Genomic DNA, 24486 nt, shown 5'->3' on the forward strand with positions numbered 1-24486 from the left:
AGTCGGTACAACGACGCGGTCGCGATCGACCGACTTTTATTACCGCCTTGCCGATGCAGTAGTGAATGGACGATCGACGGTCGCTCCGGTTGTTGCTCCCTCGCCCGTTACGCAGGCTCCCCGCCGACCTCACGGCGATGCTAGCGGTGACCACTCTCGTCAACGTCGCCGTCTTCGCACCCCTGCTCCGGGAGACGCCGCTCCGGGTGCCGCTCGGACTCGCGTTCGCGCTGTTCGTCCCGGGGTACGTCTTCATCGCCGCGCTCTTTCCCGAGGCCGGGGAGTCCCCGACGGCCGAGCAGTCGACCGACGAGTCGGACGCGAACGGCGTGTTCGCCGACACGCCGTTCCGGTCGGGTATCGACGGCATCGAACGCGTCGCACTCGCCTTCGGTCTGAGCATCGCCATCGTTCCGCTGATCGGACTCCTCCTGAACTTCACGCCGTGGGGGATCCGGCTGACGCCCATCATGGTCTCGCTGACCGCGTTTACCGTCGTCGCGACGGCCGTCGCGGCTCACCGCCGGTGGGAGCTCCCCGCAGACGAGCGGTTCCACGTCCCGTACCGCGAGTGGTACGGTGCCGGTCGCGCGGAGTTGTTCGAACCGGAGACCCGGCTCGACGGTGCCCTGAACGTGTTGCTGGTCTGCTCGATCGTGCTCGCGGTGGGGGTCGTCGGCTTCGCCGTCGTCTCTCCACCCCAGGGCGAGCAGTTCTCCGCGATCTACATCCTCACCGAGGACGACGACGGCGAACTCGTCGCCGACGGCTATCCGACCGAGTTCACGCAGGGTGAGAGCGCGGAGATCGTACTCGGCGTCGACAACCACGAACACGAGACGACCGACTACACCGTCGTCGTCCTCGAACAGGAGACCGAGACCGTGGTCAACGAGAGCGCGACCGGGCCACCCGGCGGCGAGAACGAGACTACCGAGAACGAAACGACGGTCAACGAGACGGTCGTCACCGACCAGCAGGAACTCGACCGGTTCGAGACGACGCTCGCACACAACGAATCGTGGCACCACACGCACGACCTCGAGCCGACGATGGTCGGCGAGGACATCCGCATCGTGTGGCTGCTGTATCCCGACGGAGAGGTTCCAGAGGAGCCGTCGATCGACGACACCGAGTATCACGTTCACCTCTGGGTCGACGTCGACGAGGGCGGCGGCTGAGATTCAATCCGTAGCGGGGCGTGGCGAAGCGGCGACACCGTCTACTCGGTCGAGACCCGCACGAGCGCTGTATATCGGTCAGCAAAATCTCGAGACCGTCACTCAGTCTACGAGCCCTGGGTGTCGTGTTAGCTCGGCAATCGTCCCGTTCGCTCGAGGACGACGAGAACGAGGACCGTGGCTCCGAGGAGCAGCGCAGCGCTGCCGAACACCGAATCGTAGGTGTAGCCGCGCTCGATGAACAGGCCGACGACAGAGGAGCCGACCGCTTGCATGAGCATCCACGTGGAACTGAACACGGCGTAGGCGCTGCCCCGTGCCGAATCCGGGAGCGTCCCGAGGAGGTAGGTGTCGATGGCCGGGAACAGGGCGTGGATGATGAAGCCGACGACCGTGGTGACCACGATCAGCGCAAGCAGGCTTTCGACCATCGTCAACAGCAGGACGCTCGCGGAGAACGCACCGACGATCCCGAGCAGGTACGGGACTTGCGGGAATCGATCCGCCATATCGCCGCCGAAGTAAAACGCGGGAACGCCGGCGGTGAAGACGATCGTGAGCATCGCCCCCGCCTCCCAGCCGGAGAGCCCCTTCGACTGCATGTACAGTTCGTAGAAGTTGAACAGGCCCTGCCAGACGAACGACGCCGCGCCGACGATCGCCAGCGCCGTGACGATAAGCCGCCACTCCGACAGCGCGCCGGCCACGAAGTTTCGATCGTCCTGTCCGGCCACCGGCATCTCGGTCTTCCGCGCGACGAACCACGTGTAGGCCGTCGTCACTGCCGCACCGACGGCGATCGCCCACAGCGAGAGTCGCCAGTCGATGAAGAGCGCGAGGACGACGAACGGGGCGGCGATCACCGCGGCAACCTGGCTGGCGGCCCCGTGAATCCCCAGGATTCGTCCGACGCGCTCCGGATACAGTTCGCTCAGAAGCGGATTCGCCGAGACGAAGTAGACGCCGGAGGCGATGCCCATAAGAAAGGCGCCGACCATGAGGTGTCGAACCGTCGTCGCGGTCGCGGCGATTCCGGAGGAGATGGCGAGAATCACTCCCGACGAGACCACGACGTGGTGTCTCGGGACCTTCGTGAGGAGCCAGCCGGTGGGCAGTCGAGGGGCCGCACTCCCGACCCACGCGAGCGTCACGATGAGTCCGGCGGTCGCTTCGCCGATGCCGAACTCGGCGATGAAAACGTCCAGAAGGGGCGCAAAGACAATCCTGGCGAGGTTGATGAGAAAGACGAACCCACAAAGGGAGGCGAAGAGTCGGGCGCGAGTCACAGTCGGTATTTCCAACAGGCGGTCTCAAGCGTTCCGAAATCGGTGCGATTCCACATTGTTCACCGACCACACGAGGCCGGCCCGGAACGGATGCTGGCTCCGAGGTGCTCCGTGAGTGCGACACACCGGGTTTCCGATGAAATGCGGCTCCCGTCGGACCGGATACCGCGATAGCAATGTGGGGCAACGAATGCGAGTCGTTTTGCGCAGCGATCGCCTACACTTGTTGATGCCGACGACGTGTGCGCTGTGTCAGCGAATCGTTCCCGACGAGAAAATCGACGACCCGCAGGTCGTTCAGGAACACCACCTCCGGCCGGAACGGCGAGCGGAGAGTCCGACGGTGATGCTCTGTCGGCCGTGTCACAGGCAGATTCATGCGGTGTTCGCGAACGAGGAACTTCGGGAGACGTACGATACGATCGACGCGCTGCAGTCGGCGGACCGCCTGCAGGGCTACATCGACTGGATACGGGGGACCGACAAACTCGAGATTCAGGTGACGACCAGTGACCGGATCCGAGAGCGCCGTGGGTAGCCGTCGTCGCTCCGGATACCGTCGGCGTTCCTTGGTCGCAGACGACCGTCGTCGACCAGTAGCACCTCGTTGGCGCTCTCGGGCGCTCGAGCGCTCGAACGATCGAACCCGCTCTCGATGTCGCGCGATCCGCAACTCGGTTTTTCGAACCGTTGTCAAGTGGAATTGATAACTATCGTTCGGAACGTTGTTAAAATAATTATGTATTATTACGTCACCCGTTATATCAGCGAACGGAATGCGTCAGAATCACAGTCAGACAGGATCCGGTGACGGAGCGAACGCGAGCACGAGCCGACGCGACGTGCTTCGAGCGAGCGCGGCGTTGGGTGCGGTGACGCTCTCCGGCGTCGGCCTGGGTTCGAACGGTGCGGCCGCGTTACCGAATCGATCGACGATCGACGACGGGACGGTTGGCTACCAGTACTTTCACCGGCGGTGGACCGAGATCGAAGCCGACCTCGAGCGGGTCGCCGAACTGGGCGTCGACGCGATCTGGATCCCCCAGCCCGCGGTATCGAAGTTGAGTTGGGAGACCCAGACCTACCAGGATCAGGACGGATTCTACGAGGGCGAGGAATCCGCCTACGGCCGCGAACGCGACCCGCACCCGCCGCTGGGCTACCAGCCGATCGACCTGCGCGACTTCGACTCCGCGCACGGCACCGAGGACGAACTCGCGTCGTTGATCGAGACCGCACACGACCACGACGTCGACGTCATCGTCGACGTAGTCCTGAACCACATGGCGAACCCGAACGGGCCCGACGGGCGAGTCGACTACCCGCAGTTCGACCTCGGCGAACACTTCCACGACTACGGGACGCTGTGGGACGACTGCGAACTCGAGGGGGAGCAGGCCCAGTACGAGTGTGATCTCCTCGGGTTGCCGTCGCTCGACGTCGAGCACCCGGAGGTGCGGGAGGCCCACGAGGCCTACCTCGAGAAGATCGCCGATCTCGGTGCCGACGGACTCCGCATCGACGCCGCTGCCCACGTCTGGCCGTACTACTTCGAGGAGTACGTCAACCAGTGGGCTGACGACCTCGACCTCTGGCGCGTCGGCGAAATCTGGGAGGAAGCGGACGTCGACCGACTCCTCGAGTTCGCCGACACCGGAATGACCGTCTTCGACTTCCCGCTGTACCGGGCGATCGTCGAGACCTTCGAGGGCGGTAGCTTCGCGGAGCTCTCCCAGGAGACCGCTCGAGGAGTCGTCCACGAGGACCCCGACGTCGCCGTCACGTTCGTCCAGAATCACGACACCGTCGGGCCTGCCGTCGAACCGAACGAGGAGGAGGGGCGGGCGGTCGAACTCGCCGAAGCGTTCGTCCTCGCGTACGCGGGCATGCCGATGCTCTACCGGGGCGGCGCCGAGGCGCGTCCGGAACTCGAGGACGACGGCTTACAGGACCTCGTCTGGATCTCGAACCACCTCGCCCACGGAGACGTGATCGACCGCGAGGTCACCGAGGACGTCTACGTCTTCGAACGCGAGCGGAACCTGCTGGCCGCGATCAACAAGGGCGAGTCGGCGGCCGAACACACCGTCGAGACCTCGTGGCGGAATCGAACGCTCGTCGATCACGCCGGTCACGGCGACGACGTCGAGGTCGATCGAGACGGGATGGCCACCCTCGAGGTTCCCGCCGAGAGCTGGGTCATGTACGCCCCGTGTCCCTCGAAAGGGGCGAAGAATCCGCCAGAACACGCGGAGTCCTCGAACGCTGACGAACGAACGTGTCGCCCCGGGAAGCGATAGCCCTCAGTTCCGGGGGACGATTCGATAGCCCTGAGACCTGCACGTGACTGTCGTCGGGCCCCGTGGCTCCACTCATACGGTCGGTTGAAAGTCGGTTCCGAGGCGACTGCGAACCGCCGTGCGGTTGCACCGGTGCCCAGTTACAACCGACCGTATCAGTAACGGCGCCGCCGAACGTGGCGGCACGTTTTTTAGTAGCTGGTAGAAATACTAGCGGTGTGGGACGCTATCAGCCGGGAAAACACGACTCGTTCATCAAATGTGACACACCTCGATGCGGGGCGAACAACGCTCCAGAGGGGTCTGCAGAGTACGAGACCGAGTGTTGGCGATGCGGGGAGTCTCTAAGCGGGAAACCCGAACCGGGCGACGAGGTTACCGTCGACATCGTCGACAGAAAATCCGACGGAACGCTCGTCTGCAAGATGGAGAACGGGTTCGTCCTCTTTCTCGAGGAAGACACGTCGGCGATCGAGGCCACCGTTCGGGTCACCTCCGTGAGCGATACCTCCGGGCAAGCAGAACTCGTCGAAACGGAACTGTAGCTGGAGAGGGTCGTATCGATTGCTCGCTGTAGCCGTCTGAAGCCGTGACGGACGTCGATCTGGGTCAGTGACGGACGTCGGTCGTCGACGACGCCCTCGAGTTCGCTAGCGACACCCCACTTCCTGCAGTCAATCGATCGGCTCCGCAGCGCCCGCAACTCGGACGCTCGGTTCCAGGAGCATCGACCGACTCGCGCCGTCGTGTCGCTTCTCCGGACGCTGACCGGGTCGCCGCGTGCCGCCGATCGAGCCCGTTACCCTCCGTGTTTTCGATACCAGACTCGAGCACCGACTGGCGACTCGCCCTCGTCGAGGTCCAGCCTGCTCAGTACTAACTCCCGGATCGCGACCGTAACGACGAGTTCGACTGGCTCTCCGTCGTCGGTCTGGACCTTGAAGACGCAGTGTCCATCCCGATCGTGGATGTGTTCGATCGTCCCGACAGACCACCGGTCGAGGTCGTGTGTCGGTTTTCGTGCGTGGATGCGGTCGTGGGCCATATGCAACTAAAAGCCGGGCAGGCAGTTGAGGGTCGTGGCTCCGAGAGGAGCCGTGCGTTCACTGTCCGGTCCCGCGTCTCGTCTTTCAGCAAAAGAGCCGCGCGTACGAAGCGGCGAGGAGATCAGGCGAACAGCGGTGCAGGCTGTTGCCCCCTCGTGTAGAACGTTCATCGCTCCTCGACGTGGTACGGTAGAGACTCGAGCGAGACAACGTTACTGGGACGGGAGTCGAATCCGGCGGCCAACGTCGATATCTCGACCAGTCCCGCAACCGTTCCCAGAACGGGAGGCGAACTCCGGTCGGGAGCCGTCGCCGCTCGAGCGCTCAAACGGGCGAACGTCCCACACGACGAGGTGCATTCGGGGACTGCAATCGGTTAGTCATTCGTGTAGAGTGTCAGTGTGTATATCACGTCGCCGTCGATCTCGACGGTTTCCTCCAGCGTCGGGTAGCCGTCCGCCTCCGCGGTAAGCGTGTACTCACCGTCCTCGACCGCCCGCGTCTACTCCTCGGGCTTTTCGACTCACGACGAGTGGGCGGCTCTCGAGGAGGACGCGCTCGCCAAGGGGCGTGGCATCTGGTCGGCGGCGGAGTTCGACACCCTGGCGGAAATCCGTAACGACCCCGTCGACCGACTGTTCGTTCCGGACGCCCGGAGCGTTCACAGCGCCCGTAAGCGAGACGACGGTCGTCTCGACGAGGACCGCGTCCCCGTGTACGCGGCCGACAGCGTCGAACAGGAACTCGGTGACGGCGGCGTCGCCTACGACGACGTCCCGCTCGTGGGGGTCGACGAACAGCGCCGGGTCGGCATCGTCGGCGGCCTCACCGTTCACGAACGGTACGAGGAGAGCGAGGGCTTCGCGGACGCGAGCGAGTACGGCAACTTCCCGTTCCTCGCGAACTTGATCGCGCACCTCTCGGATGCGACGGGCGACGTCCTCGTTGCCGGCGGGCAGGGCCAGTTCAACGCCGCCGGTTCGCTCTCGCTTGAGCGCTGCCAGTTCTTCCTGCGGTATCTCGAGGGGGTCGGTATCCGGCTGCGACAGGTGAACGATCTGGCTGGAACGCTGCCGGCCGAAGACGAGACGCCACGCGCCGTCCTCGTGAGCGCACCCGCTCGCGAACTCGAGATGGAGGAAATTATCGCGCTCAGACAGTGTCGCAACGACGGCGGGGCAGTGATCCTTCTGGGCAGTGCCGACGCCGAACCGGCCCACGTCGACAAACTGAATCTGCTCGCCCGGCGGCTAAACACCGACCTCAGGTTGAACGACGACACACTCACGGACGAAACGAACAACGTCGGCGGGGAGCCGACGGTCCTCGAGACCACCGCGTTCAACGAGGCGTTCCCACTGTTCGACGCGTGCGAGCGAGACACGAAGGGAGACGGGACACCGGGGCAGGCACGTCAAACACCGCCCGACGGCGTCCATAGCGGGGACGACTAAACTCTCCAGATCACGCGTAGTTTCTCCCGTCGTCTCGTCGCCGACTTTCTCGCAGTACGGCCGCCCGCCGCGGACGGCTCTCGAACTGACTGCGCAGAGGCAGGTGACGAGGCAAATACTGAGCCAGAGCATAGGTTTTTCATGTGGTATGACAACACAATGCACGTAGGCGCGGTACCAACGCCTGCAATCGGGCGACGAGGAATCGAAATCTGGCCCCGTTGTACCACGCCAGCGTTCGACGGTTCCTCACTCGAGGCGGCGACCCCACCCCGATAACCCAAGCACCCAACGGTCGTGATCGCCGCCTCCATCGCCGTCACAGCGTCCCAACTTCGATACAGATTGCTCGGTTCACGTTCTGCAGACGAGGCGCGGAGTGCCGATCAAAACGGTTTGCACACCGAACGCGTCGTCGTACGGTCGGGTCTGCACTGACTCCAGGTGGCGACTATCGCGATCGGGCTCCAGGTGATGAATTCAACTCCAACGGAGACTCCGCTATCAGAACATTTACTCACGAACCCCGAGAAGCCGTTGGTGTGAATCTGCTAACAGACCCCACGAAACGACGCTGGCTCGCGTGGGGGGCGCTGGCTCTCGTCTTCTTGCTCGTCAACGTCCACCGGCTATCGACGGCCGTGCTGTCAGAGCAGTTGACGGTCGACTTCGGCATCACGGCTGCCCAGTTGGGGACGCTTCACGCCTCGTTTTTCGTCATCTACGCGATCGTCCAGATTCCGACCGGCGCGTTAGCAGATCGGTACGGGCCGCGATACGTCGGCGCGGCCGGCGCGTTCACCCTCAGTCTCGGTGCGATCGGATTCACGGCGAGTGACGGCTACCTCGTGGCCTTTCTCTCGCGAGCGCTTATCGGCCTCGGAAGCGGCGTCATCTTCATCTCGATCCTGCGGTTCTGCGCGAACTGGTATCGGATCGACGAGTTTGCGACGATGACGGGCCTGACCGGCGGCATCGCCGGTCTCGGGGCCATCTTCGCGACGACGCCACTGGCGGTCGCTATCGATTGGTTCGGGTGGCGCCAGACGGTGTTTGGGCTCGCCCTCCTCGGCTTCGTCGCAGGAGGTGCAGTCCTCGCGCTTACGCGGAGTTCGCCCGCTGACGCCGGCCTCGAGCCGATCGAGAACGTCCCCGAACAACCGTCAGTGACGCTCGCTGAGACGATCGACTACTTGCGAAAACTGCTCGGCGACGCCGACCAGTGGCTGCTGTCGATCATCTTCTTCTCCTCGATGGGGACCATCCTGACGATAATCGGCCTCTGGGGCGTGCCGTACCTCGTCATCGTCTACGAACTCGACGTCACGACGGCGTCGTACTACACGCTCCTCGGGTCGGTCGGGATGCTGATCGGCGCGCCGATGGTCGGCTGGATATCGGACAGAATCGGGCGGCGATTCCTCCCGATGGCCGTCGGTCTCGGTGCGTTCGTCCTCACGCTCGCCACGGTTCCCGTCTTCGGCAACCCGCCGCTGATCGTTATCGCCGCGACGTACTTCTTCATCGGCTTCTCCCTCGGATTCGTGATGCTCTCGCTGTCGATCGTCAAAGAAAAGTATCCGCCCGAGGCGAGCGGTGTCGCCACCGCGACTGTCAACGGGGCAGGCTTTTTCGGCGCGACCGTCCTCCCGCCGCTGATGGGCATCGCACTCGACCGGTATCGAACCGGCGACGTCGTCGCAGGAACCGTCGTCTACACCGAGTTCGGGTACCGCGTCGCCTTCGCCATCACGACCGTCGCCGTCGCGGTGGCGTTTCTCAGTTCGCTCTGGCTGTACGTCCGGGAGCAGCGCCGTGACACGGGTATCAGTGAGAGCGGTGTCACCGGATAGCTGGCAGTCTTGCTGTCTGCCTCGAACGTCACCCTGCCCACGGGGTACTGGGTCAGATTTTAGGAAGGGTCTCGGATTTGACTCCTGGCGACGCAGCCAGCAATACACTTATCTGCACACCGTGGAGTGTCAATGTATCAATACAAGAATCGTGAGTAGACTGTTAGTTATCGCTGATGCGCTTGCCGGAGTGCATCTGCGATCGCTGTTCCGGAAATTCGAATGTATTTCTGGGCAGTGGCGAGATCGCTCCACCCCATCAAGGCCTGAAGCGGAACTGGCGCAACTCCCTGATAGGCGTGATAGCTCGCAGCGGTTGCTCGCAAACAGTGTGGGTAGACGCGCCCCCGGAGATCGGCAGTCTCCGCAGCTTCGTTCCCGTCTATTGATCGTCGAGCGCGAATGTGGAAATATTCAAAATTGAGATTGTTCGACAGTGCTGAATATAGAGCGTGTATGCAGCACACGCCAATTTGAACCTCTCCAATCGATCGATCCTTAACATTTTCAAGGGCAAGATTATTAAAGGGAGCAACATAATATTATATGAAAATAAATGGCCTTTTCATTTGATACCACTTACAAAAATTTAGACTCGAATCTCTATTCGAGAGTAACGCGCAAAAGTATCGCTAATCCCGAAATTTTGGTTCTTAATGACGGGCTATGTGCTGATCTTGGATTGGATACAGCGGAGCTCAATGCTAAAATTCTAGCAGGCCAGGACCTCCTGGAAGAACCAATCGCCCAAGCATATGCAGGCCACCAGTATGGCAGTTTTACCGTCCTGGGCGACGGGAGAGCGATGATACTCGGCGAACATGTACACGATGGTAATAGATACGATATTCAACTGAAAGGGTCTGGTCGAACGCCGTACTCCAGAAGGGGCGATGGCAACGCAACTGTCAGCTCGATGCTCAGAGAGTATCTGTATTCATATGCGATGCAGGCTCTAAATATCAATACATCGAGGAGTCTGGCAGTCGTCGAAACTGACGAAGCAGTCGAACGACGGCGGACAGAACCTGGAGCCATCCTTGTCCGAGTGATGAACAGCCACATTCGATACGGGACCTTCCAGTATGTTGCAGGCCAAGCATCCGACGAACTACAGCGATTCACTGACTATGTTATTGACAGGCACTACCCACAGCTAAATGCAAAGCAGCGTACATACATAGAGTTCTTCGATGCAGTCATGCAGTCGTCGATTGAGATGGTTGTTGACTGGCTGCGTGTCGGATTCATCCATGGCGTCATGAATACGGACAACATGAGTATCGATGGAGAAACATTTGATTACGGACCCTGTGCCTTCATGAATTACTATGATGAGGAGACGGTCTTCAGCTCAATCGATAAGCACGGGCGATATGCATTCGGAAACCAGCGACCAATCTTGCGGTGGAATCTTGAACGGTTCGCAGAGGCACTCCAACCGCTGTGTACACAATCAGCGCTCATGTATGATGAACTCAAAGTCAAACTAGACGAATTTGAGGATCGATTTGATGCGCAATACTACACGATGATGCGGAAGAAACTGGGGATCAACTCAGATGGCGAAGAAGAACTCGTCGATGAATTCCTGGGGTGGCTTCGCAAATCGAACGCAGACTATACCAATACGTTCCTCGAATTAGAGACGCCTGGTACGTTTGATGACCCAGTGTTTGCAACTGCAGAATTCGAACAGCTTAGGGATAAATTGGCTGCTGTCGGCCTAGATGAGGAGTTGATGCAGGAATCCAATCCGCGGTATATCCCCCGCAACTACCAGGTTGAAGAGGCATTGGATGAGTATCTCGAGACTGGGGATCTATCCAAATTCAAGGGGTTATTGACCGTATTGGAAAACCCCTATACATCGAAGGATATGGGTTCACAATTCCAGCAACCACCGCCACGAGAATTCGATGCAGAGTATACAACGTACTGTAATACTTGAACGAATATGATCAAAATGAATACAGTCATCGATTTTAGCTGTCGCAAGCGGTTCCATCTCCTCGATACCATCGCAAACTGTCAGTAAGGCTGGCCGATCCGCAGCTCCGCGAGGAGTATGAGTTTCCGCTTGGGTTGGAGTATTCTCTATTGCTCAGGCTGGGACGCTATCATCGGGCGAGCGGTGGTTGCTGTCGGCGAACTGCTGGGCATTGCCGATTGAGAGAGCAGCATTCGCAAATGCATGACACGCGCTCTCTATTCAGCACGATATTTTGAACATCTATCAGACCTGATAGACCGTTCAACGTTCAATAAGCACAGCTACGTATCGGTTGGTTCACTAAAGGAGGGATGATTTCGGAGAACAGCTATTCATTTCCGTTGACTGATTCGGGGAACGGTTTTTCCACTTCCATAATCGTAATTTCCAGGTCGGGGAGATCACCGTTTGGGAATCGGCAGTCCCAGCTACCTGTGACGGAAACACTGTTTTTCATCGCATCTGTGACGACCGTCTGAAGCGCCGTGTGAAACTCCGGTTCGGTCTCGAGAGAGGAATACTGTTCACACATAACTAAACTATGTCATGCATCGTTATAATACTGATCTCAGGAATACCAGACTGTGTTGAGAATATCTACATGACATCCTCCTCGGCGTGAACACCGGGGTTTCCTCCGTGGGAGTCTCAGCCAGTCTATGACTCGCTGGAGGCAACATTCCCGTCCACGTGGACGGTACCCTCGAAGCCGGGCTCGATATGTTGGAGACTCAGGAGGAGCAGTAACACGTCGATTTCTTCCAGGCATGGACGCGATTCACGCCCGGCCTAAAGGCCGGGACTCTCTCGCTGTTGAAAGGTAGCACCGACAGTCTCGAGTGAGTCGTCGATACTCTCGAGTAAGCCGTGTCCCCTCCGTAGAGGGGATTTTTGCCGGTTAGAGCGATCATAACCGTCTTCCGTGTCGAAGGTGAATGAACGTTCAATCAATGGGATCGACGAGCCTCTTCGAGGACGAGCCGGACGGCACCCAGGAGGCCATCATGCAGGCCACCTACCGTGCGCTCTGCGAACACGGCTACGCCGGGCTGACGATCCAGCGAATCGGCGACGAGTTCCCGAAGAGTAAGTCGCTCCTCTATCACCACTACGACGGAAAGGACGCGCTCTTGCTCGAGTTTCTCTCGTTTATGCTCGAGCGCTTCGAGGCGACGATTCCGGATCGCGAGCACGACGACGCCCGTGACCACCTCGAGGCGATCCTCGACCACGCGCTCCCGACAGACCTCGATTCCGAGCGGGCGGAGTTCAGGGCCGCGATGGTCGAACTGCGGGCACAGGCTGCGACCGACGAGGCCTACCGCGAGCACTTCTCCCGGAACGACCGGTTCTTCCGTCGACGACTCGCCGCGGTCGTTCGCCGCGGAATCGAAGAGGGCGTCTTCCGGGACGTCGATCCGGAACGGGCGGCCGCGATGATGCTCTCGGCGATACACGGTGCGATGCAGGAGGAAGCGACGACCGACACCGAGCGAACCGCGGCTGTCCGAAACGAGCTGCGAGCCTACGTCGAGTCCCGTCTGGTCGCACCGGACGACGAATCGGAGGCGATCGAGTGAGCCGAGATCGATCGGTCGACGTCATCAACGGCGGACTGGTGTGGCCGCTGATCGTCCTTTCGGTGCCGATCGTCCTCACCAACCTGCTGATGGTCGGCTACAACCTCGCCGACACGTTCTGGGTCGGGCGTCTCGGTCAGGCTGGCGTCTCCGCGCTGTCGTTCTCGTGGGCGATCATCTTCCTGGTGATCAGCTTCGGGATCGGCTTCAACGTCGCGGGGACGGTACTCGTCGCCCAGAACAAGGGCGCCGGCAACCTCGACGGGATCAGCCGCGTCGCCGGCCAGACGGTCACGTTCGTCTTCCTGCTCTCGATGCTCATCGGCATCGTCGGATTTTTCCTCACGCCCTCGATGCTCCGGTTCATCGGCGCCGAACCGGGGACCCTGGAGTACGACTACGCCCTCGCGTACACTCGAACGGAGTTCGTCGGCATGCCGTTCATCTTCGCGTTCTTCGTCTTCCAGTCGCTGCTCCAGGGCTGGGGCGACACCCGAACGCCACTGTACCTGATGACCTTCAGCGTCGTGCTCAACGTCGCCATCGACCCGTTCTTCATTCTCGGGTTTCAGGACAACGTAATCTTCGCGTGGTTCGGTCTCGAGGCGCTCGAGGCGCGACTCTTCGCGCTCACGGGGTTCGACGGCTGGGCGGTACAAGGTGCGGCGTTCGCGACGATCCTCTCGCGCGGACTCGCCGCCGGAATCGGGATCTGGCTGTTGCTCTCGGGATCGGTCGGCATTCAGCTCACCCGGAGCGACTTCCGGCTCCGGATGGAGACCGTCAAACAGCTCGTCACGATCGGTGCGCCCGCGAGCATCGAGATCAGTACCAAGGCGTTCAGCGTGACGATTCTCACTGCGCTGGTCGCGCTGGCAGGTCCGACGGCGGTCGCCGGCTACGGTATCGGAACCCGCGTCACGTCGATGGTCGTGCTGCCGGCACTCGGCCTCGCTCGCGGCGTCGAGACCCTCGTCGGGCAGAACCTCGGCGCCCGGCAGGTCGATCGCGCCAAGCGCGGCGTGTACGCCGCGGCTGGACTCGTCGCCGGCTGTTTCCTCCTCTTCAGCGTCTTCGTCTACGCCCTCGCCGATCCGATCGTCGGCGTCTTCATCACTGGATCGGGTGCGACCGAGGTGACGGCGATCGGTGCCGAGTACCTGCGTATCATCTCCCTTTCGTTCGTCTTCCTCGGGGCCTTCTACATCGTTCAGGGTGCGTTCCGCGGCAGCGGAAGCACCCGGATCGCGATGGGATTCGCGATCATCGGCTTCATCGTTCTCCGCCCGTTGCTCGCCTACGGTCTCGCCGAACCCCTGGGGATGGGCGCCACCGGCGTCTTCATCGGCGACGCCCTGACGAACGTCCTCATCGTCGTCCTCGCCGGAGCGTACCTCCTTCGGGGCACGTGGACTGACAACGTGATCGAGGAGGGACCCGGTCCGGATCCGGAAATCGATGCCGGCGATCACCCGACGCCGGTGAGTGACGGGGTCGAGGACGACTAACTTACAATCAGGAACACATTATACGATAGGACAGGTCCTCGAGGCGGGACGAGAGTCGAGACCTGGGTTCGTGAGCACCGTGAGAAGGTGATGGTCGTGCGTAGTTGGACGGCAGGGATGCGTTGGCCAGCGAGAACGAATCTCGACTATCGGGATCAGGTGTCGTCGTCGTCGGTTTTGAGTTCGAACTGTTCGTTTTCGGCCACGGCGTTGAGAACGATACTGGTGTTCGACTGGTTGATATCCGGGTCGGTGATCAGTGACTTGATCTGGTCGTTCATATCCTCGGTATCCTTGAACTTCCCGATCGCGATCACGTCGTAGTCGCCCGTCACCTCGTAGACGGAGGTCATTTGCCGGTGGTTTTTCAGGGTCTCGGTGATTTCGGGAAGTGCGGTACCCTCGGTTTTGAGCTGTATCACGGCGGTTACGTCGTATCCAACGGCGTCGTAATCGACTATTGGTGTGTAACCCTGGATGACGTTTTCTTCCTCGAGATCGGAGAGGTGGTTCGAGACGGTAGTGACGGAAACGTCGAGTTCTTCGGCGAGGCTGCGAAGACTTGCGCGTCCGTTATCGAGCAGTTCGTCTACGAGATCCGTGTCCAGGTGTTCGTAGGTCATTAGCAGGTTCGACGTACTCCCTCTACTAGAAGTTTACGAACATCCACCGAGTATTTATTCATCGTTCTGATTCGTAGGCGAGTGAGAGCCCACTCACTACGTACATACACTATACGCCGTAATCAAACCGAGAACGATCCGGGGAGAGACTTCTTCACTCGGGCCGTCGCCACCGAACAGGATCATCGTCGACGTGTTTGGTCTCCGCGTCGGGACGGTACGCCGATCAAATCCACTACTATCTCTTTCCGACAGGAACGTCTAGAGCGGCGCTGAGACGCTGAAAGAGTCCCTGCTGGGAACCAGCACTCTCGACGGTGTCGTACGCTGTGTCGAGCGTCTCGCTCCCTTTGAAGGCAAGCACCGTCAGTTCGGAGCCCTCCGCACGTGCTGCGACCTCCCCCTCGACGGTTCCCGAGGTCGTAACGACGACCGGGTGAGCGTCGATCGAGTGCGCGAACGCACAGAACTCCTCGACGCTTTCGGCGTCGGGCGTCTCGTGGATGCTCACGATCCGCTGGTCGCCCATCAGCCCGTCCTCGGCGAGGACGTGAACCGATCGGGACTCCGTCTCGTCGGTAACGGTCGCGTCGATCTCCGTCTCGAATCGGCGTTCCTGTAACGCCTCCGTGACCGTCCGCAGGGCGGCTTTTTGCCGATCCACCCACTGCTTGCCGTTGGGGGTGAGAGTGTACTGATACAGTGCTCGTTCGGTCGCTTCCAGCGGCGGGACCATGGCGAAACACGATCGACACCAGAGTCGATCCTCGGGAACGGCGAACACCTCCGGACACTCGTTACAGACGTAGCGCTCCGTCTCGTCTACGTCCTCGGTCTGGAGATCCATCTCGCAGTCCGGACAGCGGAAGCCGTCCTCGGCGTCGAACTCCGCTTCGGGACCGGCGTATCCGCAGACGTGTTCCAGAACGGTCGTCTCGATGGCGTGTTCGGACTCACACGCCGGACAAACGGTGGTATACTGCAGGCCTTCGGTAGTACACTCCGGACAGACGTACACCTTCGAGACGAACTCGCTCGCCAACACCCCGCGGGCAGCGAAGCGATCGAGGACGTCCACCGGATCGCCGTCGGCATCGTCGAGGAGCCGCGTTACGTCCGGATAGCTGACAGCACCGTTGTCGGCAATTTCGGGCTCGAACGCGTCTTTTTCCGTGAGCGTATCGATCAACCGCAGTTCCCCTGGTGAAACCATATGTCTGTCCCTTCTGGGATTCCAATCGACCTATACGTTTGCCCTGATCGTCCGCCGATATCGCCGCGATCCTGTGGGAAGCGCAACACGAATCCGCACAGAGAGAAGGCAACACTTTTCGGGATAACGGCAGGCTCTGAGAACGATGGCCACCGACACCGATGATCAGGTCTACTACGTGATAAGCGACCTACACATCGGCGGCGACGAACAACTCGAGGAGGTCGAGTTTATCGAAGAGCTACTCGCGTTCCTCGAACGATTAGAGACGACCGACGAGAACGCCGAGTTGATCATCAACGGCGATGCGTTCGGGCTCTGGGAGTTTACGACGGTCGAGGGTATCGAGAAGTTCGACGTGCTCGAGGAGACGTATCCGACACTGTTCGAACAGTTCCGTGCGACCGGCGAGAATATCTCGATCACGCTGTTGCCGGGCAATCACGACCACGAACTCGCGGCGTACGACGAGTACGTCGAGCGGTTCGCTGCGTACAACGTCGACCTCGTCCAGGACCAGTCGATTTCCCGGTCGGTCGGCGAGCAGGCGATCCACTTCGAGCACGGTCACCAGCAAGATCCTAACAACCAGATCGAAGAGTGGGGGAACCCTCACGCGACGCCGCTCGGCTACTACTACAACACCCTCGTCACGAGTCGAGCGGGTCAGCTTTCCGACCGCGGGCGGTACAACTGGCTGAAGGACGTTCAGGCGGTCACCCCGACCGAACGGATGCCGGTCTGGCTCCTCTCGAAGTACTTCTACCGGGAGATGAACCCGCTGTTGCGCTACTCGCTGGTCCCGTTCCTGTTGCTGTTCAATATCAGCGCGATCCTCGCCGTGCTGGCAGGATTGGATCTCATGGGGGTCTGGTCGATGCCGGTCGATCGAACGGAAGCGTTCCTCAGTCAGTTCGGCAGAGCCGGCACGGCGGCCTGGTTCTTCCTCGCGCTCAATGCGACCGTCGCCGGCTTACTGCTGCTCGTGGGAATCCCGCTGTACTTCATCCGCCGGGATATCAGGAAGACCGTCGATCGCTTCGGGGTCTTCGAGACCGATCTGACCGTCGATTCCGAAGCACCGTACAGAGAAGCCGCCGCCGAAATCTTCGCCGAACAGCCGGAGAAAACGATATTCTGCTACGGCCACACTCACCGACCGACGCTTCAGGAGGTCGACGGAGGAATACTGGTCAACACCGGGACGTGGCTGAAGCGACTCCACCGTCGGGACGGTATCATCGGCATCCTGCCGCCCGTCTTCTACCCCTCCTACCAGTTAGCTGCCGTTCGCATCGCCCCCGAATCCGCGGGCGTGGCGGTGGAGTACGAGCAGATCACGAAGCCAAGTCCTGCGGCCGAGGACCTCACGCGCACCGAACGCTTCTTCACCGTCGGTCGAGAGCCCGTGCCAGAACTGCCCGACCGCTACGTCGTGGAAACGGAAGCGGATCAACCTATTCCAGAGACGGCCGAGTGATCGGTCGACGTCTCGTGGGAGGTGCACAGGCTCCGTCTGCCTCGCGTTTCACACGGTCTCGACTGTTTCGTACTCGGCATCTTCGAAGCGCTGTCGCCGGCGGACCCGTTCGAGCGAGTCCAGTAGTCGGCTCGAGGCGCCGCCGAGTTCGCAGCCAAGAGTCGTATCGATCCGTGAAGATCGTTTGTTGTGTCTCGAACCGACCCAACGGTAAATTCTAGACACGAATAGTATACTGCATATTTGCATCTATACGATATGTAAGAAAGTATATATCCTAGCGCCCGTCTCTGCACAGTATGACGCGTTACTCGAGCGATCGATGTTCCGACTGCGGCGGGCGGAAGATCGTCCGGGCCGATACCAGCATCTGGTGTCCCAACTGTGCGCTGTTCCGTCGGCCCGAGTAGGGACGGGACGACCCGGCCATCCTGTACTCCGTCCCAGAAATCCGCTTCCGCGAGCTTGGTATGAACGGCGACGAGTGTGCTCTCGAACCTGACCGACGACCGGGGTTAGTCGTGAATCCCCATCGCGCTAATCTGTTCCTGATACCGGTTTCGGATCGTTACCTCGGTTACCTGAGCGACCTCGGCGACGACCCGCTGCGTCTTCTTTTCGTTACAGAGGAGAGCACTCGCATAGATTGCAGCCGCGGCGTATCCGGTCGGTGATTTGCCCGATAACATTCCCTGCTCGGCCGTCGTGTCGATAATTTCGTTCGCCTTCGCCTGTACTTCTTCGGAGAGATCGAGTTCAGAACAGAAGCGGGGGACGTACTTTTTCGGATCGACGGGCTCCATCTCGAGATGGAGTTCCTGCGAGATATACCGATACGTGCGGCCGATCTCCATCCGATCGACGCGCGAGACCGCCGCGACTTCGTCCAGTGACCGCGGGATCCCCTCCATACGACAGGCCGCGTACAGTGTGCTCGTGGCGACGCCCTCGATCGAGCGGCCACGGATGAGGTCCTCGTTGAGCGCGCGTCGGTAGAGGACGCTGGCCACTTCCCGGACAGAGCGGGGAACGCCCAGGGCAGAGGCCATTCGATCGGTCTCGGAGAGCGCAAACTGAAGGTTGCGCTCGCCAGCGTCCTTCGTCCGGATTCGTTCCTGCCACTTGCGCAGCCGACTCATTTGATTCCGTTTCTCCGAGGAGAGCGAGCGCCCGTAGGCGTCTTTGTTCTTCCAGTCGATCGTCGTGGTGAGACCCTTGTCGTGCATCGTCTGGGTCGTTGGCGCCCCGACGCGGGATTTGCTGTCCCGTTCCGACTGGTTGAACGCTCGCCACTCCGGCCCGTGGTCGATCGCCTCCTCCTCGAGGATCAACCCGCAGTCCTCACAGCTGATTTCGCTCCCGTCGGAACTCCTGACGAGCGTGCTCGAATCACACTCGGGACAGGTCCGAGCACCCTCCTTCTCGGTCGTTTCCTCGTCGCTCACACTCTCACGTTCTCTTTCGCGAGTCGGCCGTTTCATCAGTTGATTGTAGAGAGTCACCCGAGACGGTTAAACACTTGGAGCAATCGTCCGAGTATCGAGTCGAATACACGCGAGTGCTACACCGAAGCGAGCGTTCGACACGCACACGTTCGTCGGGAATCGCGGCGGGTCGCTATCAGAAGTCGTCGAAGAGTGGACCGCCACCCGTCGTAATCGTCCAGTACCAGGTACTCGAGCGATCACGTGGCCGTCGTGATGGCGGCAGTCGCGTTCGGAGTACGTAACTCGGGTAGCCTGCCGTTCGAAGGGGCTCGAGCGCCGCGTCACCGTCGTCGATCGCTTCGACGGTGACGATCGAGCGGCTTCCGCTCTCCCGGCCTGTGAGCTGGTGAGGACGTCACAGTGCGATGAGCGTGACCCCGACGACGGCGAGCACGGCAGCGACGAGCCGAAGTCGGAAGTAGCGCTCGCCGAGGAGGATCCCGCCGAGAACGACGGCGATGATCGCCTGCGTGTTGATGATCGGAGAGGCGATACTCGCTGGCAGCACCGCGAAGGCGAGCGTCGTGACGTGTTCGCCGAGCGCGACGATCGCACCGGCGGCGGCCAGTTTGGGAACGTCCTTGCGAACCGCTGTCGGCGGATTTCGGACCGCGTTCGGCAAGAGGACGATCCCAACGCCGAACAGTAACATCGGAACCCAGAGCGTTTCCGGGATGGCGAGTTCCTGTAGCGAGACGCGCTTTCCGAGGTCACTAACCGCGTAACACATCGCACTCAGCAACGCGAGTTGTGCGGGTCGCGACCGTGCAGCTTTGACGAACGGCCGAAAGAACCCGCCGGGATCGTAGTTCGCGACGTACACTGCAAGCGTCGCGACGACGACACCGCCGACCTGTAGCGGTGTGAGAAACTGGCCAAGTAAGACGATCTCGAGCGGGAGGACGAACATCGGGACGATCTTGTTGATCGGCGTCACGTACGAGACGTCTCCCTCGGCGATTGCCTGCAAGAACAACACGAACGCGACGGCGGTCATGACTACGGTGAGTACGACGATACCCAGTTCCGAGAGCCCCATGCCGTCGAACATGTCCCTCGAAAACTCCGTCTGCGTGACCATAACCGGGAGATACCAGGTAATAGCGAACGCGTTGAGGAGCACGGTTAGCGCCGCCGGCGGGTAGCCCGAGAACGAGCGTTTCAGCACATAAATATAGAAGCCCCACACGAACGCTGCAACGATCGCAAAGCCGACCCCGGCATCCATTACTCGGCTGGAGGGACAACCGATACATCAGTCGTTCGATCGGGAGACCGCTCGTGGTCGGTCGAAAATCGATAGCGATCGGACACGGGTATCGGCGTCGACCCCGAAATCGAGTCCACCGGGGCAGCGAACCCACATTACGATGATGCGGGACCGTCGTCGACGAGTGCGACGCGCGTGTAGAGATCGAGCACGCTGCAGACGAGAACGGCGAGGGGGACGGCCACATCGGCGAACGCCGCCCCCTCGAGCCGAAGGATGGTGATCACGAGCGGGTCGGCGACCGTGCCGTCGAGGAAGATCGCTCCGGAACTGAGGAAGACGAGCGCGGCCGCGTACAGGACGGCCCAGCTGAGACCGCGCATCCACTGACGGGTGTACCAGTGTCCGGCGCCCGGGAAACACACCGCCAGAAGGTACGCTGGCCACGTCTTTACGCGTGCGACGACCGCGATCGAACGGCTCGCTGCAGATCGGGTCGTGGACATGGTGCTATCGCCTCCGGACGGACGTGAGCAGGTGGTCGTCGAGAGACGGTATGAGTGGGATCGATGGTGCCTCCATAGCATGCGTATCCAGACTCGGCCTCAAAAACGTCAGTCAGACGGACGTACGACGCTGCGGAGGCCGTGCCGGCGGATCGCTATCGAGCGACGGCAGGCGAGACGGCGACACCGCGGGACGGCGCCGACCCGACGAGAGAACTGTGCGGTGACGCGAGTCGCTCACCGGTCGAACTCGTTTTTGAGTTCCTCGACCGCCACGGCACCGACGCCGGTTGCGATGGAGAGCGCCCGCTTGCGTGCTCTCGTATCGGCCAACTCGAGCAGCAGGACCGAGTCGTCGCCCCGGTCGACGTGTGCGCTGCCGAGCGCTTCGCACCGACGACCGTCGGGCGTCGTGGCGGCGGCCTTCACCTGGCAGTAGGTGAACCCCGTTTCGTGAGGCGGAACCTGGACGTCCGTCTCGACGTCGATGTCGTAGAAGTGCGAGAGCACTTCGAACCCCTTCCGGTTGATCGCCTGCGTGCCGTCGATTTCGTCGATGAACTCGCCGGGAACCCACTCGAGCGGATCGTCGGAGATCGACCGGTCCGGAAGGTCGTAGGCCGCCGGGTCGACGGCGTCGGCGTCAGTATCGGCGTCGATGACCTCGAGCGCTACCGGCTCTTTTTCGGCCGAGGTCGGCGCCACGAGTTCGACGTCCATACCGAGGTCCTCGAGTTCGTCTATCGCGCGCTCCGCCGCTGCGCGCGAGTCGAACTCCCGTTTCTTTCCACTCTCCGTATCTCGTACGGTCCACGCGCTGGTGGTCACGTTTCTCACCCCACTGTGCGTACGTGGTGAGTGGCTAACTGTTCGTCGGTTTCCGCGGTCGTACGTACGGTAGTTGCCGTCTGCTGCCAGTTTTCGTTTCGTTCTCGAGAACGAGCGCGACGGATACCGGAGGCCGCTATGCTCTCGACTCGAGGCGACCGCCAGGGATGCCAAACAGCGTCGATCGTCCCCATTCTTCCCCAGTTTTCGTCCGCTATTTTTGAAACCGGACCGCGGATAGTCGGAGTAGCCTAGTGGTCGACCAGATGGGGTGAACGACTAGGTACAACAATTGCACAGATGAGTCGAGAAATTGGAATTATCACAATCATCGGCCTGCTCGTGTTAGCCGGTGCGGTCGGCGCAGGAGGCGTCGTCGGAAGCGATGCCGGCACGACCGCACTCAGCGCACAGGACGTCGATCGATGTGATTCAAGTGAACACGACGACGAAGACAGTAGTTCCCTCGACGAACGAGACGAGAGTGAGAGCGACAGCCAGAGCGAGTCGGAACGGTCCAGCAGTGACCACAGCGAAAGCGACACTACTCGCGACGTGTCCGAGCGCGACAGTTCGAGCGACAGCGGCGAAGATCGCGAACTGAGCGAGAGCGACACCTCGGACAGCGAACGGACGAGTGACAGCGCGAGCGACAGTGAGCGGTCCGACTCCGAAGTGAACGACCGCGACGAACAGCGCGACAGCTCCAGCGAGCGCGACGTCAGCAGTGTCGACGAGAGCGAGCGCGACGTCAGCGAGAACGAAATCGACGACACGGACGTCGAGAACGTGCAGGACGACCGCGAGAGCGAACGCGACTCGAGCGACTCTTCGGACAGCGAACACTCGAGCGACAGCACGCACAGCGAGCGCGAGAGTCACAATAACGACAGTACGCTCGACGAAAGCGAGGTCACCGAGAGCGACAGCGACGAACGCGACAGTTCGAGCGACAGCGAGTCGACCGAGAGCGAGCGCGACAGCAGCGAGCGCGACGTCGACAACGATCTCACCGACCGCGAACTGAGCGAGAGTGACAGCAGCGACGCGAGCGACAGCGAGCGCGACGCGGCGACCAGCTCCTTCGACAGCGCCGAGAGCGAGCGCGACAGCAGCGAGCGCGACAGCGCCGAGAGCGAGTCCGAAACCGACGAATACGAGTCAGAGCTGAGCGAGAGCGACGAGAGCGAATTCGACGAGAGCGAGTCCAGCTCCGAGTTGGACGAACGCGACCTCGTCGAACGCGGCGACGCCGACCGCGACAGCTTCGACGTCATCGACAGCGACGAGGAGCGCGACGTCAGCGAGAGCGACTCGAGCGACCGCGAGGAGAGCACCAGCGACCTGAGCGAGAGTTCGAGCGACGACCGCGAGAGCGCCTCCGACGAGAGTGAGCGCGATCTCAGCGAAACGGACGACCGCGAGAGCGCTTCCGAGCGCGACAGCAGCGAATCCGACGAGAGCGAGCGCGACCTCAGCGAATCCAGCGATCAGGGCTCCGAGAGCAGCGCTGACGAGAGCGAGCGTGACAGCAGCGAGAGCGACAGCGAGCGCGAGAGCGCCTCGAGCAGCAGCGACGCCAGCGACCGCAGCGTCAGCGAGACTGACAACGACAACGCCGAGAGCGAACTCGACACGACCGACAGCAGCGACGAACGCGAGTCGAGCGACTCGAGCGACAGCGAGCGCAGTAGCTCCAGTCTCACCACCGAGCGCGACGGCAGCACGCACACCGTCGACAACGACCTGAGCGAGAGCGACCGCAGCGAGAGCAGCGAATCCGAACTCGAGACCGACAGCGAGAGCGATACCGGCATCGACGAGATCGAAAGCTCCAGCTCGGAGAGCGAACGCTCGAGCGACAGCGACAGCGACAGCAGCGAAAGCGAACTGACCGAGAGCGAGAGCGCGAGCGACAGCGAAGCGGAGAGCGAGCGCTCGGAGAGCGAGAGCGACACGACCCTCGACACGCGCGAGACGAACAGAACCAGCAGTGACAGCGACAGCGACAGCGAGCGCTCGGAGAGTGTGAGCGAAGAATCGAGCACCTCCTCGGGATTCGAGGAAGACTGTGACTCGGTCGGCTCGGACAGCAACTCCATGACGATGCCCTACGCGGGCACCCTCGTCCCGATCGCAGTTGTCGCCGTGAACTGACGCCGTCCCTACAGCGGACGCGAAACGACCGACCGTCCCCGTTCGGGGATCATTTTTTGTGACGACCCCTGTCGATTCGGCACTGTCGAAACCCGTCGAGACAGTCACTCGTACTGTTACGTGAACCCGACTCTCACGACGCGTCGGACGCACTCTATTCGGCGGTAGTTAACCGAAATATCGACCTTTCGCCACGAGACGTTCCGGGTACGGGGTGTCGGTCTCACCACACGTGCTCACCGAGTCCGGACACGATGGAACGGCGTACGAACTGACCGGACCGAAGGCCCTCACCCACGAAGAGATGGCCGAAACGCTCACCCGCGTGCTCGGACGGCCGATCCGTTACGTCCGAATCAGCGACGAAGACTACCGCCAGACCCTCCTTGCGAGCGGTGCATCCGAGGAGATTGCGGACGCGTCCGTCGACGCCAACCGGTACGTCCGCAGCGTTCCGAGCACCGTGACCTCGAGCGTGCGGGACGTTACCGGCCGGGAGCCGATCTCGTTCGAGGGGTTTTGCCGGGACCGCGCAGCCGCTCTCGCAGCGACGTCCTAGAACGGTCCGGATCAGTTCTCCGGATCGTCCAGTAGCCGCGATTCGACAGATCGATCGCTGCGTTCTACGACCCCGGGTAACTCGTCCTCGTCGAACGACGCCATCAGCAAGCCGATGACCTCGGGATTGCTCGGTTCGTACCCGAGTTGGACGGTCAGGTCCGCCTTGATCTGTTCGAATCGGTCCGCTTTCATCCCGTAGAGTTTGATGCTCGTGGTCATC

22 protein-coding genes and 1 pseudogene are annotated in these 24486 nt (G+C 61.3%); 12 read left to right on the forward strand and 11 right to left on the reverse strand.

Translation table 11 applies throughout. The features are described from left to right. The first annotated feature begins 65 nt into the window (after window positions 1-65). On the forward strand, window positions 66-1181 hold the full coding sequence (locus CV102_RS14030; RefSeq protein WP_148858637.1) for a DUF1616 domain-containing protein: 1116 nt from the start codon (window positions 66-68) through the stop codon (window positions 1179-1181). 128 nt (window positions 1182-1309) lie between these two features. Here the strand turns inward: CV102_RS14030 and CV102_RS14035 are convergent, their stop codons facing one another. After that, window positions 1310-2467, reverse strand: a complete 1158-nt coding sequence (locus CV102_RS14035; protein ID WP_148858638.1) for an MFS transporter — start codon at window positions 2465-2467, stop codon at window positions 1310-1312. 229 nt (window positions 2468-2696) lie between these two features. Here CV102_RS14035 and CV102_RS14040 point away from each other — a divergent pair, with 229 nt between their 5' ends. The 3 genes from CV102_RS14040 to CV102_RS14050 all read left to right on the forward strand — a co-directional run bounded on the left by CV102_RS14040 (window position 2697) and on the right by CV102_RS14050 (window position 5312). Beyond that, window positions 2697-3005, forward strand: coding sequence for a hypothetical protein (locus CV102_RS14040; protein ID WP_148858639.1), 309 nt, complete (start codon window positions 2697-2699; stop codon window positions 3003-3005). Window positions 3006-3243: 238 nt separating this feature from the next. Then, entirely contained in the window at window positions 3244-4767 is a 1524-nt protein-coding gene (locus tag CV102_RS14045; protein WP_148858640.1) for an alpha-amylase domain-containing protein, read from the forward strand. Between the two features lie 218 nt (window positions 4768-4985). Further along, window positions 4986-5312: a TRAM domain-containing protein gene (locus tag CV102_RS14050; protein WP_148858641.1), complete on the forward strand. Its 327-nt coding sequence runs from the start codon at window positions 4986-4988 to the stop codon at window positions 5310-5312. A 254-nt stretch (window positions 5313-5566) separates the two neighbouring features. Here the strand turns inward: CV102_RS14050 and CV102_RS14055 are convergent, their stop codons facing one another. Beyond that, window positions 5567-5812: a DUF7861 family protein gene (locus CV102_RS14055; protein WP_148858642.1), complete on the reverse strand. Its 246-nt coding sequence runs from the start codon at window positions 5810-5812 to the stop codon at window positions 5567-5569. A 377-nt stretch (window positions 5813-6189) separates the two neighbouring features. Continuing rightward, a pseudogene (locus CV102_RS27230) lies at window positions 6190-6261 on the reverse strand (hypothetical protein); the annotation flags it as partial. 25 nt (window positions 6262-6286) lie between these two features. Between CV102_RS27230 and CV102_RS14060 the strand changes: the two are divergent. The 3 genes from CV102_RS14060 (at window position 6287) to CV102_RS14075 (ending at window position 11071) form a co-directional block, all read left to right on the forward strand. Beyond that, window positions 6287-7267, forward strand: a complete 981-nt coding sequence (locus CV102_RS14060; RefSeq protein WP_148858643.1) for a hypothetical protein — start codon at window positions 6287-6289, stop codon at window positions 7265-7267. A gap of 542 nt (window positions 7268-7809) precedes the next feature. Beyond that, entirely contained in the window at window positions 7810-9120 is a 1311-nt protein-coding gene (locus tag CV102_RS14065; protein WP_148858644.1) for an MFS transporter, read from the forward strand. 556 nt (window positions 9121-9676) lie between these two features. Beyond that, window positions 9677-11071, forward strand: a complete 1395-nt coding sequence (locus CV102_RS14075; protein WP_148858645.1) for a protein adenylyltransferase SelO — start codon at window positions 9677-9679, stop codon at window positions 11069-11071. Between the two features lie 370 nt (window positions 11072-11441). Here the strand turns inward: CV102_RS14075 and CV102_RS14085 are convergent, their stop codons facing one another. Further along, entirely contained in the window at window positions 11442-11645 is a 204-nt protein-coding gene (locus tag CV102_RS14085) for a hypothetical protein (protein ID WP_148858646.1), read from the reverse strand. Window positions 11646-12048: 403 nt separating this feature from the next. On the opposite strand from CV102_RS14085, the gene CV102_RS14090 reads away from it, so the two are divergent. Both CV102_RS14090 and CV102_RS14095 read left to right on the forward strand, forming a co-directional pair. Continuing rightward, complete coding sequence (locus CV102_RS14090; protein ID WP_233710694.1) at window positions 12049-12693, forward strand: TetR/AcrR family transcriptional regulator; 645 nt, start codon at window positions 12049-12051, stop codon at window positions 12691-12693. Beyond that, complete coding sequence (locus CV102_RS14095) at window positions 12690-14201, forward strand: MATE family efflux transporter (protein WP_267903125.1); 1512 nt, start codon at window positions 12690-12692, stop codon at window positions 14199-14201. The genes CV102_RS14090 and CV102_RS14095 overlap by 4 nt, the downstream gene beginning before the upstream one ends. 155 nt (window positions 14202-14356) lie before the next feature. Here CV102_RS14095 and lrp read toward each other — a convergent pair whose 3' ends face one another. Further along, on the reverse strand, window positions 14357-14824 hold the full coding sequence (lrp, locus tag CV102_RS14100) for an HTH-type transcriptional regulator Lrp (RefSeq protein WP_148858647.1): 468 nt from the start codon (window positions 14822-14824) through the stop codon (window positions 14357-14359). A 238-nt stretch (window positions 14825-15062) separates the two neighbouring features. Beyond that, window positions 15063-16037, reverse strand: coding sequence for a TackOD1 domain-containing metal-binding protein (locus CV102_RS14105; RefSeq protein WP_148858648.1), 975 nt, complete (start codon window positions 16035-16037; stop codon window positions 15063-15065). Window positions 16038-16182: 145 nt separating this feature from the next. On the opposite strand from CV102_RS14105, the gene CV102_RS14110 reads away from it, so the two are divergent. Next, complete coding sequence (locus CV102_RS14110) at window positions 16183-17517, forward strand: metallophosphoesterase (protein WP_148858649.1); 1335 nt, start codon at window positions 16183-16185, stop codon at window positions 17515-17517. 515 nt (window positions 17518-18032) lie between these two features. On the opposite strand, the gene CV102_RS14115 is transcribed toward CV102_RS14110, so the two are convergent. The 4 genes from CV102_RS14115 to CV102_RS14130 form a co-directional block, all read right to left on the reverse strand. Then, window positions 18033-18998 (reverse strand): transcription initiation factor IIB, encoded by a 966-nt coding sequence (locus CV102_RS14115; protein WP_148858650.1) that lies wholly within the window; start codon window positions 18996-18998, stop codon window positions 18033-18035. Window positions 18999-19359: 361 nt separating this feature from the next. Then, the gene (locus CV102_RS14120; protein ID WP_148858651.1) at window positions 19360-20232 is read right to left on the reverse strand and encodes a DMT family transporter; all 873 of its coding nucleotides are present in this window, start codon (window positions 20230-20232) and stop codon (window positions 19360-19362) included. Between the two features lie 137 nt (window positions 20233-20369). Beyond that, window positions 20370-20720, reverse strand: a complete 351-nt coding sequence (locus CV102_RS14125; protein ID WP_148858652.1) for a DUF6677 family protein — start codon at window positions 20718-20720, stop codon at window positions 20370-20372. 237 nt (window positions 20721-20957) lie between these two features. Next, the gene (locus tag CV102_RS14130; protein WP_148858653.1) at window positions 20958-21548 is read right to left on the reverse strand and encodes a hypothetical protein; all 591 of its coding nucleotides are present in this window, start codon (window positions 21546-21548) and stop codon (window positions 20958-20960) included. A 300-nt stretch (window positions 21549-21848) separates the two neighbouring features. Between CV102_RS14130 and CV102_RS14135 the strand changes: the two genes are divergently transcribed. Both CV102_RS14135 and CV102_RS14140 read left to right on the forward strand, forming a co-directional pair. Next, the gene (locus CV102_RS14135; RefSeq protein ID WP_148858654.1) at window positions 21849-23705 is read left to right on the forward strand and encodes a hypothetical protein; all 1857 of its coding nucleotides are present in this window, start codon (window positions 21849-21851) and stop codon (window positions 23703-23705) included. Between the two features lie 214 nt (window positions 23706-23919). After that, on the forward strand, window positions 23920-24264 hold the full coding sequence (locus CV102_RS14140) for a hypothetical protein (protein WP_148858655.1): 345 nt from the start codon (window positions 23920-23922) through the stop codon (window positions 24262-24264). A gap of 11 nt (window positions 24265-24275) precedes the next feature. Here the strand turns inward: CV102_RS14140 and CV102_RS14145 are convergent, their stop codons facing one another. Next, complete coding sequence (locus tag CV102_RS14145) at window positions 24276-24485, reverse strand: hypothetical protein (protein ID WP_148858656.1); 210 nt, start codon at window positions 24483-24485, stop codon at window positions 24276-24278. Between the last annotated feature and the right edge of the window lies 1 nt (window position 24486).

The sequence above is a fragment of the Natronococcus pandeyae genome (genome assembly GCF_008122205.1).
In the GTDB taxonomy this organism is placed as follows: Archaea; Halobacteriota; Halobacteria; order Halobacteriales; family Natrialbaceae; genus Natronococcus; species Natronococcus pandeyae.